Origin of the sequence: Achromobacter sp. Marseille-Q0513 (assembly GCF_018195695.1) — a bacterium.
Classification (GTDB): domain Bacteria; phylum Pseudomonadota; class Gammaproteobacteria; order Burkholderiales; family Burkholderiaceae_B; genus Achromobacter.
This window is the reverse complement of the sequence record NZ_JAGTJY010000180.1, coordinates 1-12,973: the sequence shown is the minus strand read 5'-3', so window position 1 is coordinate 12,973 and position 12,973 is coordinate 1. Positions and strand designations below refer to the sequence as shown.

Sequence of the window (12,973 nt, the reverse complement as noted above, 5' to 3'; positions counted from 1 at the left end):
GCGCGCCGGCAGCAGGCCGACCCCCACCCCGCCCGGGGCCGCGCAAACCCCGCGGCCGCGCGCGCCGGGCGCGGCCACGGCCGCCGACAGCGCCGGCAGCCCCTGCGCCATGGCGTTGCCAAGCACCCCCGGCGGGGCCATGCCCGCCAGCAGCCAGCCGGCCCCCGACGCGGTGGCCACGGCCCCCAGGGCCAGCATCAGCAGCACCAGCTGGCCGATCATCAGGCGCCGCCGGTCCAGCAGGTCGCCCAGCGGCACCACCAGCAACAGCGCCACGGCGCAACCGATCTGCGTGGCGGTCACCACCATGCCCACCGCCGCCTCGTCCAGCCCGAACTCACGGCCCATGGCATCCAGCAGCGGCTGCGCGTAATACACGTTGGCCACGCTGAGCGCGCAAGCCACGGCCAGCAACAGCACCCGCCAGCCGGGCATGGGACTGGCGCTTTCCGCTTGGGACGGGGCTTGGACTTGGGATCGATCCGGGGATGGCATGGTGGGCCTTATGGGTTTCATAACGAAACCAGAATGCTAGGCCTTATGGTTTTATAATGCAACCACTAAATCCGTCAGCGACGAGCCCGAACCCGGGCCCGCGCTTTCCCGCAAGGATCCGGCACATGGTCAAACGCACCAGTTTCGAAGACGCCGCCTGCCCGGTGGCACGCTCGCTCGACGCCATCGGCGACTGGTGGTCGCTGCTGATCGTGCGCGACGCCTTCGACGGATTGCGCCGCTTCGGCGAGTTCCAGAAGAACCTGGGCATGGCCAAGAACATCCTCAGCGACCGCCTGCGCACGCTGACGGCACACGGCATCCTGGAGGCCGCGCCGGCCTCGGACGGCAGCGCCTACCAGGAATACGTGCTCACCGAGAAAGGACGCGGCCTGTTCCCCGTGATCGTGGGCCTGCGCCAATGGGGCGAGGACCACTACTACGGTCCGCGGGAAGCGCACTCGGAACTGATCGACCGCAAACGCGGCCAGCCGGTGCGCCGGCTGGAGATCCACGCGCAGGACGGCCGCCGGCTGGAGCCGGACGATACCGTCGTGCGCAAGGTGGCGCAGGACTGAAGCCGCTCGCTGCCGCGCCGCCCGAACTCGCCCGCCGCTACAGCGCCGCCGGCCACTGCCCCGTCGCCAGCGACGTGGGCGCGTAGTCGCCGAAACGCCAGCGCAGGGCCAGCGCGCCGGGCCGGCGCACCGCCCGCAGCGCCCGCACGCGCCACAGCCGCTCGGCGCCTTCGAAGCTCGCCACCTCCGGTCCCTCCAGCACCAGCTCCGTCGGACCGCTGAGCTGCAAGGTATCGCCGCGCTCGAAGTCGATGAACAGCAGGCCCGCGCGCGGATTGGCGGCCAGGTTGCCCAGCGTGTTGAAGTAGCGGTTGCCGGAGAAATCAGGGATCGTCAGCACGTCGCCGTCGACCCGCACGAAGCCCGGTCGCCCGCCGCGATGCGATATGTCGACCTGGCGTCCGCCCTCGGGCGTGTCCGCGTAGCTGGCCACGAAGAACGTGTCCGAACGTCGGATCAACGCGGCGGCCGCGGCGTCCAGTCCCGCAGATTCCCGCGCGCCGCCGGCGAAGCGCAGGCCGGGCGCGCGCGAAAAATGCCATTCGCGCGTCTGGATGTACTGCGGACAGTTGCCGAAGGACTGCCCCACCGTCACCTCGAAACGCTTGCCGTCCCAGGCCGACACCAGGCCATTGACGCGGTTGCGCCTGCGCGTCTGAAGCTCGATGCCGAGCAAGCCCAGCGCCTTGCCCGGCCCCAGTCCCGCCGCCAGGGGATCATCGGCGTCCGGCATGGCCGCCACCCGCAGTACCCTGGGGTCGGGCGACCAGGCGAAGCCCGGCTCGCCCTCCAGCGCGCCGGCCCAGGGATCGCCCGCCGGATCCACCGCGCCGGCCAGCAGCAGCGGCAGCTGCGCATAGAAGTCGCGGTGCTGGTCGGGCATGTAGTCGCGCAGCACCTTGGGGCCGATCTGCGCCATGCGCGCGGCCACGCCCACGTGCTCCTGCAGCAGGCGCTCGCCGGCGTGCCAGGGCGAAGCCGGCGCCTCGACCGGGGCGGGATCGGGCTGGATTACGGTCGTCATGGACAGGGCCTCGCGCGCTCAGGCGGCCCGCAGGCCGACGTGGGAAAAGGCCATGGGCACGAAGCCCGGCAGCGCCTCGACCCGCGCCAGCCAGGCGCGGACGCGCGAATAGTCCTGCAGCGACACGTTGCCCTCGGGCGCCAGCGCCACATAGGCATAGCAGGCCACGTCGGCGATGGTGGCGGCTTCCCCGGCCAGCCAGTCGCGACGACCCAGTTCGGCGTCCATCACGGCCAGCAGCGCATGGGTGCGCGCCTGCGCCGCGCCGCCGGGATCGGGCACGCCGAACAGCGTGGCCAGCCGCGCCGCGTTCGGCCCCGAGGCCAGCTGTCCGGCGGCCACCGAGAGCCAGCGCTGCACGGCGGCGGCGCCCAGCGCGTCCTCTGGCAGCCAGCGGGCCTGACCCTGGTAGCGCTTGGCCAGATAGACCAGGATCGCATTGGAATCGGCGATCACCGCGCCCTCGTCCTCCAGCACCGGCACCTGGCCGAAGGCGTTCAGCGCCAGGAACGGCGGCTGCTTGTGCTCGCCGCCGCGCAGATCGACGTCGACGCGGCGATACGGCAGGCCGAGCAGCGACAGCATCAGCGTGACGCGGTGCGCATGGCCGGACAAGGGGAAGGAATACAGCGTGATGGCGGGTGTGGACATGGCCGGCCTCTGGCAACGGGGAACAGGCAACCATGTTGAACCCGCGAGGCGCCGGCGGGAATGGCCGGCGGCGGCAAGACTGTCTTGCGCGGTATGAAAGAAACGGCGGACGAAACAGGAAATGCGCCGCCATCATGGCGGCGTCGGTCGCGCGTCAAGCGGGCAGCAAGGCCAGATCGCGCCGCAATGCCTGGACGCAGAAATCGACGAAGCTGCGCACCTTGGCCGACCCGCGCCGTCCTTCCGAATGCACCACGTGCACCGGCACCGGCGGCAGCTCGTAGTCGCGCAGCACCACGCGCAGCGCGCCGCTGGCCAGGTGCGGCGCCACCTGATAGGACATCACCTGCGTCAGGCCCCAGTCCTGGCGCGCGGCCAGCACCGCCGCCTGGAACGAGGTGACGGTCAGCTGCGAATCCACGTCCACGCGGCGGGTCTGCCCGTCCTGCAGGAAGCGCCATTGCGGCCCCCTGCCCTCCATGGCCGCGGTGATGGTGCAGTAGCGCGCCAGCGCGTCCGGATCCTTCGGCACGCCGTGGCGTTCCAGGAAGGCCGGCGAGGCGCAGACCACGCGCCGCACCTGGCCGACGGGCACCGCCGTCAGCGTCGAATCCGGCAAGGCGCCGATGCGCACCGCCACGTCCACGCCCTCGTCCAGCAGATTGACGACGCGGTCCACCAGCAGCGTGCGCAGCGAAACCTGCGGATGCGCGCGCAGATAGTCCATCACCACCGGCATCACGTGCAGCTCGCCGAACAGCGCCGGCGCGGTCAGGCTGAGCGCGCCGCGCGGCGCCGCCATGGCGCCGGCGGCCGCGTCGTCGGCCTGTTCGACCTCTTCCAGGATGCGGCGACAATCATCCGCGTAGCGCTGGCCGGCCTCGGTCAGCCGAAGGCTGCGCGTGGTGCGCAACAGCAGCAGCACGCCCAGCCGCCGCTCCAGCGCGGCCACGCTGCGCGTGACCGAGGGCGCCGACATCTGCAGCCGGCGCGCGGCGGCCGCGAAGCTCTGCGCCTCGGCCACCGCCAGGAACACGGTCATTTCTTGGAATCGGTTCACGGTCCGCGTTCTCCGGCTGCGGGCGCGGCCCGGGTAGCGGGCGGCGCGTAAGCAATGCCCGACATGATAGCCGCGCGCGGCCGCCCGGCTCAGGCCTCGAATTCGCGCGCCAGCCAGTCCAGGAAGGCGCGCACCGGCGGATGCCGCTCGCGCCCCGGCGCACACAGCGCGGTATAGGCCGCGCCCGGCACCCGGACCTCGGGCCGCAGCGGCGCCAGCGCCCCCAGGCGGACGCTGTCGGACACCATGACCGAGCTGGCCAGCACCAGGCCCTGGCCGGCGATGGCCGCCTGCAGCGCGTAGTGTTCTTCCTCGTAGGCATGGATGGCGGCGGGCTTGCGCCAGCGCGGCAGGCCGGCCGCCTCGCACCATTGCTGCCAACCCTCGTCATACAGCCGCGAATCGCGCCAGCGCACCGTGACCAGCGCGGGCGCTTCCCGGCCGGCGCGCGCCCCGCCCAGCCTCGCGGCCAGCGCCGGCGCGCCGTACACGCCGAAGGACTCTGGCAGCGAGCAGGCCGCGATCAGCGCCGGATAGCGCTTCTGGCTGTAGCGGATGGCCACGTCCACGCTGGCGTCCTGCAGCAGATCCACGGGCCGCGCACTGGCGTCCAGCCGCAGCTGGTACTGCGGGTACGCCTGATGGAAGCGCCCCAATCGCGGCACCAGCCACAGCGCGGCGAAGGAATGCGTGGTGGAGACCGTCAGCGCGCCCGTGTCCGGCGCCGGCCGCAGCGCGTCCAGCGTCTGCGCGATGTCCAGCAGCGCGCCATGCACGCCGGCGAACAGGCTGGCGCCCCTCTCGGTCAGGCGCACGCCGCGCGGCACCCGCTCGAACAGCGCGAAGCCCACGCGCTGTTCGAGCGCCTTGACCTGGTGCGACACGGCGGTGGGCGTGACCGCCAGCTCGGCCGCCGCGAGCTTGAAGCTGCGCAGCCGCGCGGCCGATTCGAAGGTGCGCAGCGCGGTCACGGGCAGGTTGGCGAACATGGATAAGGCAGGCCTTATAGATGATTTTTTCTCATCTTAAAGCAGGATTCCTCATTTGTCCGATGTCGGCACGAAACCCTAAATTTCCATCATGAAGCGGCGCTTTGGCCGTTCATGAACAAGGACTCAAGCATGAATTCAGATCATCAATCTAACAAGCTCCTCATCCTGGTGGGCAGCCCCCGCCGCGACGGCAACAGCGCCGCGCTGGCCGAGGCCGCCCGGCGCGGCGCCGAGACGGTCGGCCTCGCGGCCGAGCTGCTGTTCCTGGACGACTACATCAAGCATTTCCTGACGGACCTGCGGCATGCGCCGGCGCCGGACGACGGCTACGACGAGCTGTTCCTGCGCCACTTCCTGCCGGCGCGCGGCGTGCTGTTCTGCACCCCCATCTACTGGTACGGCATGTCGGCGCAGACCAAGGCATTCTTCGACCGCTCATTCAGCCACTACGCCGGCTCGGGCAACGGCCCGGAGGACGTGAAGACGCGCATGCAGGGCAAGCGGCTGGGGCTGGCCGTGGCGTCCGAGGAAACCTATCCGGGCGCGGCGCTGGGCATCGTGCACCAGATCCAGGAATTCGCGCGCTACACGCATTCGGACTTCGTCGGCTTCGTGCATGGCGCCGGCAACAGCCGGGGCGAGATCGCGGCCGATCCGCGCCAGCCGCTGCTAGCCGCGCGGACGCTGGGCGCCGAATTCTTCACGCGCAAATACTCGGACTACCGGATAGAGACGCCGCGCAGTCACAACGTATGGGAGTCGCCGGTAGCGGCGCCCACTGCCCGCGCGTGAGCCAGCCCAGCGCGATCGGCCATAGCGTGTCGCGGAAGCGCTCGTGGAAAAAGGCGAAATGGCCGATCGACGCCAGCCCCATCGACGCCGGCGAGAGCCGCAGATGGGTGCGGGCGCTGCCGGTGTAGTAGGCCAGCAGCCGGTCGATGGCGGCCTCGGTGCCGAACTCGTCGTCCGTCACGCTCAGGGCCAGGATGGGCGCCGTCACCGCCGCCATGCTGGCCACGCGCGAGTCCATGCCTTCGGCCGACGCGCCGCGCGCCTCGAAGCGCGGTCCCATGAAGCTCCAGTCGCGCACCACGCCGCGCGGCGTGTCCTCCAGCCAGCCCAGCCGCCGGCCGGGAAAGTAGCCCAGGCAGGCGGTCAGGACCGGCATGGCCAGGTGCCATTTGGCCAGCATGCGCAGCCGGCGTTCCGGCGCGTAGTCGCGCCAGTAGGCGTACTGCGCCCCCATGGTGAAGATGCGCCGCAGGCGATGGCTGGACGGCGCCAGCCCGGTCACGAAACCGCCGATGCTGTGCGCGGCCACGTCCACCGGCTGGCCGGGAAACTCGCGCCGGGCATAGGCCAGCACCGCCTCGAAATCCTTCTGGCCCCAGTCCATCCACGACGCCTGGAAGCCGCGCATCGACGCCGGCCGCGATTCGCCGATGCCGCGATAGTCGTAGGTCAGCACGTCGAAGCCATGCCCGTGCAGGTACTCGGCGAAGCGCGAGTAATAGCGGCAGCGCACCGAGGTCGCCGCGTTGATGATGACCAGGCCCGGTCCGGCGTCCCCGCCGCCGCCATGGCCACCGCGTCCGGCATCGGCATGTTCCACCCCGCCGTCCCGCGCGCGCGGCGGATGGCGCCAGAGGAAACCGCCCAGCGCCGTCGCGTCGGCGGTGGCTATCGTGATGCGTTGCGGCTGGCTCATGGCATTCCTCAATATCAATCGAAAAAACAGGCTTGCTCACATTCAAACCCATTAGATATTGGGAGAATTACCCCTTCAAGCGATTAATGGTTGTCCATTACATGACTATGAGGAATGCCATTTCAGTCCTTCAGGGCAGCCGGACGGCGACCGATGCCTTGCGGAACACGCCCGGCGTGCTGCCGTAGACCTGCTTGAACACCCGCGTCATGTGCGCCTGGTCGGCGAAGCCCACGGCATGCGCGGCGTCGGCCAGCGGCAGGCCGCCGCGCAGCAGTTCTCGCGCCCGCGCCACGCGCCAGTTGCGCAGCCAGGCCTGCGGCGGCAGGCCATAGCGGCGCGCGAATTGCTTGACCAGCGTGGTGCGGTGGCGGGCCTGCGCCCGGGCCAGCGCCTCCAGGTCCGGCGCGCAGGCCGGGTCCCGCGCCATGCGCGCGCGCAACTGGTCGCAGACATCCTCGTCCTCGGACGCCATCGGCCCGGCGGCGCGCGCGTGCCCGCGCAGCAGCGCGAACAGCGCGGCCGAGATGCGCTCGGCGCGGCCGGGCTCGTCCATGTCCTCCGGCGCCAGCGCCGTCAGCCATTGCGCGCACAGCGCGGGATCGCGGATCACCGGGCCGTCGAACGCCGCCGCTGTGCCCAGCAGCGCGCGCGCGTGGTCATCGAGCCAGGACGGCTCCACGTACAGCATGCGGTAGCCCAGCGGCGTTTCGGACGTGCCGCCGGTATGCACGTCGCCCGGCGCGATCACGACCAGGTCGCCGGCCCGCGCCAGATGCGGCGCGTCGCGCACGGTGAAGGCGCAGGCGCCATAGTCGATCGCACCGATCGACCAGGCGTCGTGGAAATGCGGCCCGTAGCGATAGGCGCGCAGGTCGGTGATGAGCACGTCGCCGGGCAGGCCGGCGCCGCAATGCCAGATATGTTGGGAAACCGCCATCGATGCAAGAACCGGATCCGGCCGTGTCGGTCGGGGCCAGTTTCCTAGCCCTGACCCGCCGCGTATCCATCCGAATTCAGGGATCGCGCCAACAGCCATGCGTTGCGGGGATGCTCCCCCACCCGGCGAATGGCATACGGCCACCAGTCGGCGCCGAACGGGAGATACACCCGCAGGTTATAGCCCATTGCGCGCAGGGCCAATTGCCAGTCGACGCGCACGCCGTACAGCATCTCGAACTCGAACTCGTCCGGCGCCCAGCCGCGTTCGCGCGCCAGCGCCATGAGCGCGCCGGCCAGCCGGTCGTCATGGGTGCCGAACACCGGCAGGAAGCCCGCCGCGCGCGCCTGCGGCGACAGCATGATGGCGGCCGCCTCCAGATAGGCCGCGTCGATGCGCGCGCGGCCGCGATGGTCCAGCGCGCGCACCGGGAAGGCCCCCTTGACCAGGCGCAGCGAGGTGCGCTGGCGCACCACCCACTCCAGGTCCCGCAGGGTGCGCAGGCGCCGCGCCTGCAGCGTCAGGCCCGCCGGCAGGCCGTCCTCGAGCAGTTCCCGATGCAGCGCGCAGGTGCGCGCGCGGATGCCGTCGTCCTCCATGTCCAGCACCACCCAGTCGCGGCCCCCGCCTGCGGCCTGCCGCGCCGCCGAGGCGATGCGCCGCGCATTGTCGCGGCCCAGCGCGTCGCTGTGCGCATAGCCGATGGCGGTGGGATCGATGGACACGTGCACGTCCAGGCCCTCCGCCCCCAGGACACGGCAGGCGGCGACAGTCTGCTCGACGGTCTGTTCGATGATGGCGGGGTCGGCGACGTATTCACCCAGGTAGAACAGCGAGGCGCGGATGCCGTGGCGCTCGCGCAGCCGCGCGGCGGTCGCCGCCGCCTGCCCGGCCGTGGCGCCGCCGACAAAGCGGCTGGCCAGCGCGCTGCCGGCGGCGGTGGCCCGCATGAGGCGGCCGGCGCCGGGACTGCGCGCCAGCGCGATGGCGGCCTTCTGGAAGATGCTCATGGGCGCTCCTGTGCAAAAGAGCGCCACTGTGCGCGCGGGCCTGGCCGCTGTCTTGAACGCCCGTGCGGGCCCGCCCATACGCCGCGCGACGCGGGCCGCCCTGCGCGGGCCGCCCGCGATACCGCGCCGGCGAACTCAGGCCTTGCCGGCCGCCAGCGCGGCGGCGGCGCCACGGCCGAACAGCGGACGCTGCACGGTCTGCGCCAGCAGCACGCCGGCCAGCGTCACCGCGCCGCCCAGCAGGTGGTAGCCATGCAGCTGCTCGCGCAGCAGGACGAAGGCGGCCATGGCGGTGAACAGCGGCAGCAGGTTGATGAAGATGCTGCAACGGTTGGGCCCCAGCCGGTGCACGCCCTCGATCCACAGGAAGGACAGCAGCACCGACGAGAAGATGCCGGCGTACAAGATCAGCGGCACGGTCTTCATGTCCAGCGCGGCCTGGGCGGCGGGCACCTTGAGGAACAGCGGCAGCATGTAGAGCAGCGCGAAGAACGATTGCACGAAGGTCGATTGCCAGGCAGGCAGCGGCACCTTCCAGTGGCGCAGCAGCACGCCGTACAGCGCGTAGGAAAACGCGGCCAGCAGCATCAGCCCGTCGCCCACGTGCACGCCGTTGTGGAACACGGCCAGCATGTCGCCCTGCCCCACCAGGTACAGCAGGCCCAGGAAGGACAGCACGCCGCCGAACGCCATGCCCAGGGTCAGCGGGTCGCGCAGCACCACCACGCTCAGCAGCATGCTGAGCAGCGGAATCAGCGCGGTCACGATCGCCATGTTGGTGGCGGTGGTGGTTTCGGCGGCGCGGTAGGACAGCGCCTGGAACACCGCCGAGGACAGCGCGCCGTACAGCGCCAGCTTGGGCCAGTGGCGCAGGATGATCTTGCGGTTGCGCCAGGCCGGCACGGCGGTGAACAGGCCCATGATGGCCAGAGCCAGGACCAGCCGGTAGAAGGTGATGGCGGTGGGAGAGATGGCGCTGGCCGCCATCTTGGACACGATGACGTTGCCCGCCCAGAACAGGATGGCGAACAGGGGGAACAGATAGGACATGATGGGGCTCACCCGGAGAATGGGAATCGGTTCCCGTTTCGCCGGGCAGGCCCGGCGCAACGGAACCGCCATCCTATTGATGCCGGGTCGGCCCGTCTGCCGATGAAAAGGCAATCGCTATCGCAAAAAGGACATTCCCTTGCGGATTGCCCCGTCGAGGCGACCCGGACTCAGGGCCGGAACGGCGCCGGATCCAGCGGCAGCTCCAGCCCGCCCATCTGCGCGCTCAGCAACGCCGCGCTGCCGCAGGCCAGCGTGAAGCCCAGCGCGCCCTGGCCGATGTTCAGCCACAGGTTGTCGGCGGCCGGGCTGCGGCCGATCAGCGGCTTGCCCTTGGGCGTGGCCGGCCGCAGTCCGGCCCAGGGTATGGCCTGGCGCAGGTCCAGGCCGGGGAAGGCCTCGTGGACCTGGCGCTTGAGCAGCGCAATGCGTTCCGGGTCGATCTGCGCGTCACCGCCGCCGATGTCCACCATCGCCGCGATGCGCAGCACGCCGCCCACGCGGGCGTAAACGATGCGGCGTTCGTAGTCGGTGACGCTGATGGCGGGCGCCATGCGGTCGTCGTCGGCCAGCGGCACGGTCAGGCTGTAGCCCTTGAGCGGATAGAGCGGCACGTCGTGGCCCAGCGGCGAGAGCAGCGCGCGCGTGCCGATGCCGGTCGCCAGCACCACCGCGTCCGCGCCGATGTCGCCGTCGCGGCTCTTCACCGCCACGACGCGGCGGCCCTCGCGCTGCAGGCCCGAGACCGGATTGGACATCGCGCATTGCACATTGGCCATGCCCTGCAGGCGGTCGAACAATGCCTCGGTGAACTGACGGCAATCGCCCGCCTCTTCGCTGGGCGTGTAGATCGCGCCCGCCAGGCTGGCGCCCATGCCGGCCAGGGCCGGTTCCAGCGCCAGGGTCTGGGCGGCGTCCAGCACCTGCTGGTCGGCGCCGTGCGCGGCCTGGTAGGCGACCAGCGCGCGCGCCTTGTCCAGCAACTCGGCGCTGCGGTAGGCGATGAGCTTGCCGTTCTTCAGATGGCCGAAATCCAGGTTCTCCTGGGCCAGCAGCGCGTGCATGGCGTCGCGGCTCAGGTAGGACAGGGTCAGCAGCTCGGCGGTCGAGGCGCGCGCCACCGAGGCGCGGCAGGCCAGCGCGAACTGCAGGCACCAGCGCCATTGATGCGGATCCAGCCTGGGCCGGAAGCGCAGCGGCGAGTCCGAGCGCAGCAGCCAGCCGGGCACGCTGGGCAGCACCCCCGGCCCGGCCAGCGGCGCGACGTAGCTGTAGCTGAGCTGGCCGCCGTTGGCGTAGCTGGAGACTTCCGCAGGACGGGGCTGGCTGTCGACCAGCACCACGTCATGCCCCTGGCGCGCCAGGAAATAGGCCGAGGTGACGCCCACCACGCCAGCGCCGATCACGCAAACCCGCATACCTTATCCAAATAGACTGACACTGCGGTCTATTCTGGAGCGCCGGCCCGCCGGCGGCAAATGCCAATACCGGGCGGACCCATAACAAAAGATCATGTCCCAGGGTGAACGCGGGCCGGGCGCGGAACGGCGCGGCCAGCAGGCGCTGGCCGGCAGCGGCACTACCGGCCAGGACCGCGATGGCTCAGGCCGCCCGATGCAGCCGGATGATGGCCGCGCCCGTCGGGTCGCGCACCAGGTCGGCCAGCGTGTGGGCGTTGAGCCCGTCGAAGAAGGCCTGCATGGCCTGGGCCAGCACGCCCGACAGCCGGCAGGCGCCGTCCAGCGCACAGGGCGGCTCGCGGCAATCGATCAGCGGCCCCTGCTCTTCCAGCTCGCGCACCAGGTCGCCCAGCCGGTAGGCGGCGGGCGAATGCGCCAGGCACAGCCCGCCCCCCTTGCCCCGCGTGGTGACCACCCAGCCGCGCTGCGCCATGAAATGCGCCACCTTGACCAGGTGATTGCGGGACGCGCCGAAACGGTCCGCGATCTCCGGGATGGTCACCGCCGTCGGGCGGTCGCGGCACTGCGTCAGGTACATGAGCACCCGCAGGCCGAAGTCGGTGAAGCGGTTCAGTTGCATGGCGGCTGGAAGGGAAAGGGCGGCGGCTCGGCGCAAGCCGGACCGCCAGGATACACCGCGTTCAGGCCGGCGCGCCGCCGCTGCCGAAGGCTTCGGCGTGGATGCGGTCGGCGCCCACGCCCAGCGCCAGCAGCGCCTCGCGCTGGGCGCGCATGAAGCCCGCCGGGCCGCACAGGTAGTAGTCGGCGCCAGGCAGGATGGCGGCGTCGCGGATGGCGCGCAGGTCGACGCGGCCGGCGTAGTCGTAGTCGCGGCCCGGCTCGTCCCCGCCGCCCACTTCCTCATAGAAGACCGCCTTGCGCACATTGCCTCGGCCGGCGGCGATGGCGTTGACGTGCTCGCGCATGGCGTGCGCGCCACGGTTGCGGCAGCCGTGCACGAAGCGGATCTGGCGTCCGTCGTCGGCCTGCACCAGGTGGTTCAACATGGACACCATGGGCGTCAGGCCCACGCCGCCGCTCAGCAGCACCACGGGCGCGCCATCGGCCTCGCGCAGCTGGAAATCGCCCTGCGGCGGCGCCACGTCCAGCACGCCGCCCACCTGCAGGCGATCATGCAGGGCGTTGGACACGCGGCCCGCTGGCGCGCCGGCCACGCCCGGCTCGCGCTTGACCGAGATGCGCAGCCGCCCCTGTCCCGGCGCGTCCGACAGGCTGTACTGGCGCGGCTGCATCAGGCCCAGTTCGGGCACGTAGAGGCGCACCGACACGTACTGGCCCGGCTGGTAGCCCGGCACCTGGCCGCCGTCGGCCGGCTCCAGGTAGAACGAGGTGATTTCGCTGCTTTCCGCCTCTCGCCGCGCCACGCGGAAGGCGCGCCAGCCGGTCCAGCCGCCGGGCTTGGCGGCGGAATCGGCGTACAGCCGCGCCTCTTCGGCGATCAGCAGGCCCGCCAGCTGGCCGTACGCGGCGGCCCAGGCATCGACGAGTTCATCGGTGGCGGCCTCGCCCAGCACTTCGCGGATCGACGCCAGCAAATGCTTGCCCACGATCGGGTAATGCTCGGGACGCACGCCCAGGCTGACGTGCTTGTGCACGATGCGCGTCACCACCGGCGCCAGCACCGACGGATCGTCGATCTGCTCGGCATAGGCGGCCACGGCGCCGGCCAGCGCCTGCTGTTGCTCGCCGCCGGCCTGGTGTCCCTGGTTGAAGATGTGCTTGAGCTCGGGATTGTGCTCGAACATGCGCGCGTAGAAGTGACGGGTCAGCGCGACGCCGTGCGTTTTCAGCACCGGGGCGGTGGCCTTGACCAGGGCGCGGACTGTTTCTTTTCCACATTTGATGCTGCCGATGATCCTCCCTGTGTAGTTCTTTTTTCCTCCGGGCTCCTTTATACTATAACTACTGGTTTTTTTCGCTCCTTTTGCATCCGTGCTGGCTTTCCCCGCTTTTCCTCCTCTCCGTATCCTCCTTCTTGTTGGTT

14 protein-coding genes are annotated in these 12,973 nt (G+C 70.7%); 2 read left to right on the top strand and 12 right to left on the bottom strand.

Annotated features, from left to right (window positions below):
• Positions 1-435, bottom strand: a 435-nt coding sequence (locus KDH83_RS25445) for an MFS transporter (protein ID WP_212320794.1), incomplete at its 3' end; no start/stop codon positions are given.
• Positions 436-620: 185 nt separating this feature from the next.
• On the opposite strand from KDH83_RS25445, the gene KDH83_RS25440 reads away from it, so the two are divergent.
• Positions 621-1,073, top strand: a complete 453-nt coding sequence (locus tag KDH83_RS25440) for a helix-turn-helix domain-containing protein (RefSeq protein WP_212320793.1) — start codon at positions 621-623, stop codon at positions 1,071-1,073.
• A 37-nt stretch (positions 1,074-1,110) separates the two neighbouring features.
• Here the strand turns inward: KDH83_RS25440 and KDH83_RS25435 are convergent, their stop codons facing one another.
• From KDH83_RS25435 to KDH83_RS25420, 4 genes are all read right to left on the bottom strand, one after another.
• Positions 1,111-2,097, bottom strand: a complete 987-nt coding sequence (locus KDH83_RS25435; protein WP_212320792.1) for a pyridoxamine 5'-phosphate oxidase family protein — start codon at positions 2,095-2,097, stop codon at positions 1,111-1,113.
• 18 nt (positions 2,098-2,115) lie between these two features.
• Positions 2,116-2,748, bottom strand: a complete 633-nt coding sequence (locus KDH83_RS25430) for a glutathione S-transferase (protein ID WP_212320791.1) — start codon at positions 2,746-2,748, stop codon at positions 2,116-2,118.
• Between the two features lie 154 nt (positions 2,749-2,902).
• The gene (locus KDH83_RS25425; protein ID WP_212320790.1) at positions 2,903-3,808 is read right to left on the bottom strand and encodes a LysR substrate-binding domain-containing protein; all 906 of its coding nucleotides are present in this window, start codon (positions 3,806-3,808) and stop codon (positions 2,903-2,905) included.
• A gap of 89 nt (positions 3,809-3,897) precedes the next feature.
• The gene (locus KDH83_RS25420; protein WP_212320789.1) at positions 3,898-4,797 is read right to left on the bottom strand and encodes a LysR substrate-binding domain-containing protein; all 900 of its coding nucleotides are present in this window, start codon (positions 4,795-4,797) and stop codon (positions 3,898-3,900) included.
• Between the two features lie 132 nt (positions 4,798-4,929).
• Here KDH83_RS25420 and KDH83_RS25415 point away from each other — a divergent pair, with 132 nt between their 5' ends.
• Complete coding sequence (locus KDH83_RS25415) at positions 4,930-5,592, top strand: flavodoxin family protein (protein ID WP_212320788.1); 663 nt, start codon at positions 4,930-4,932, stop codon at positions 5,590-5,592.
• Here KDH83_RS25415 and KDH83_RS25410 read toward each other — a convergent pair.
• The 7 genes from KDH83_RS25410 to hmpA form a co-directional block, all read right to left on the bottom strand.
• A complete protein-coding gene (locus tag KDH83_RS25410) occupies positions 5,501-6,508 on the bottom strand; it encodes an alpha/beta fold hydrolase (RefSeq protein ID WP_212320787.1) in 1,008 nt (335 codons plus the stop codon). The genes KDH83_RS25415 and KDH83_RS25410 overlap by 92 nt on opposite strands.
• A 130-nt stretch (positions 6,509-6,638) precedes the next feature.
• The gene (locus KDH83_RS25405) at positions 6,639-7,448 is read right to left on the bottom strand and encodes an AraC family transcriptional regulator (RefSeq protein ID WP_212320786.1); all 810 of its coding nucleotides are present in this window, start codon (positions 7,446-7,448) and stop codon (positions 6,639-6,641) included.
• A 44-nt stretch (positions 7,449-7,492) separates the two neighbouring features.
• Positions 7,493-8,458, bottom strand: a complete 966-nt coding sequence (locus tag KDH83_RS25400) for a proline dehydrogenase family protein (protein ID WP_212320785.1) — start codon at positions 8,456-8,458, stop codon at positions 7,493-7,495.
• A 135-nt stretch (positions 8,459-8,593) separates the two neighbouring features.
• Positions 8,594-9,508 (bottom strand): DMT family transporter, encoded by a 915-nt coding sequence (locus KDH83_RS25395; protein ID WP_212320784.1) that lies wholly within the window; start codon positions 9,506-9,508, stop codon positions 8,594-8,596.
• A 170-nt stretch (positions 9,509-9,678) separates the two neighbouring features.
• Positions 9,679-10,926 carry a D-amino acid dehydrogenase gene (locus tag KDH83_RS25390; RefSeq protein WP_212320783.1) on the bottom strand — a complete coding sequence of 416 codons (1,248 nt, stop codon included), beginning with the start codon at positions 10,924-10,926 and terminating at the stop codon, positions 9,679-9,681.
• Between the two features lie 184 nt (positions 10,927-11,110).
• Entirely contained in the window at positions 11,111-11,548 is a 438-nt protein-coding gene (locus tag KDH83_RS25385; RefSeq protein ID WP_103273863.1) for an Rrf2 family transcriptional regulator, read from the bottom strand.
• A gap of 61 nt (positions 11,549-11,609) precedes the next feature.
• Entirely contained in the window at positions 11,610-12,833 is a 1,224-nt protein-coding gene (gene hmpA / locus KDH83_RS25380) for an NO-inducible flavohemoprotein (protein WP_212320795.1), read from the bottom strand.
• Positions 12,834-12,973: the final 140 nt, after the last annotated feature.

What these genes read in the sequence shown, in the direction of transcription:
- KDH83_RS25440 (WP_212320793.1), top strand. Translation starts at nt 621, where the DNA reads ATGGTCAAACGCACCAGTTTCGAAGACGCCGCCTGCCCGGTGGCACGC.
- KDH83_RS25435 (WP_212320792.1), bottom strand. Translation starts at nt 2,097, where the DNA reads ATGACGACCGTAATCCAGCCCGATCCCGCCCCGGTCGAGGCGCCGGCT.
- KDH83_RS25430 (WP_212320791.1), bottom strand. Translation starts at nt 2,748, where the DNA reads ATGTCCACACCCGCCATCACGCTGTATTCCTTCCCCTTGTCCGGCCAT.
- KDH83_RS25420 (WP_212320789.1), bottom strand. Translation starts at nt 4,797, where the DNA reads ATGTTCGCCAACCTGCCCGTGACCGCGCTGCGCACCTTCGAATCGGCC.
- KDH83_RS25415 (WP_212320788.1), top strand. Translation starts at nt 4,930, where the DNA reads ATGAATTCAGATCATCAATCTAACAAGCTCCTCATCCTGGTGGGCAGC.
- KDH83_RS25410 (WP_212320787.1), bottom strand. Translation starts at nt 6,508, where the DNA reads ATGAGCCAGCCGCAACGCATCACGATAGCCACCGCCGACGCGACGGCG.
- KDH83_RS25405 (WP_212320786.1), bottom strand. Translation starts at nt 7,448, where the DNA reads ATGGCGGTTTCCCAACATATCTGGCATTGCGGCGCCGGCCTGCCCGGC.
- KDH83_RS25400 (WP_212320785.1), bottom strand. Translation starts at nt 8,458, where the DNA reads ATGAGCATCTTCCAGAAGGCCGCCATCGCGCTGGCGCGCAGTCCCGGC.
- KDH83_RS25395 (WP_212320784.1), bottom strand. Translation starts at nt 9,508, where the DNA reads ATGTCCTATCTGTTCCCCCTGTTCGCCATCCTGTTCTGGGCGGGCAAC.
- KDH83_RS25390 (WP_212320783.1), bottom strand. Translation starts at nt 10,926, where the DNA reads ATGCGGGTTTGCGTGATCGGCGCTGGCGTGGTGGGCGTCACCTCGGCC.
- KDH83_RS25385 (WP_103273863.1), bottom strand. Translation starts at nt 11,548, where the DNA reads ATGCAACTGAACCGCTTCACCGACTTCGGCCTGCGGGTGCTCATGTAC.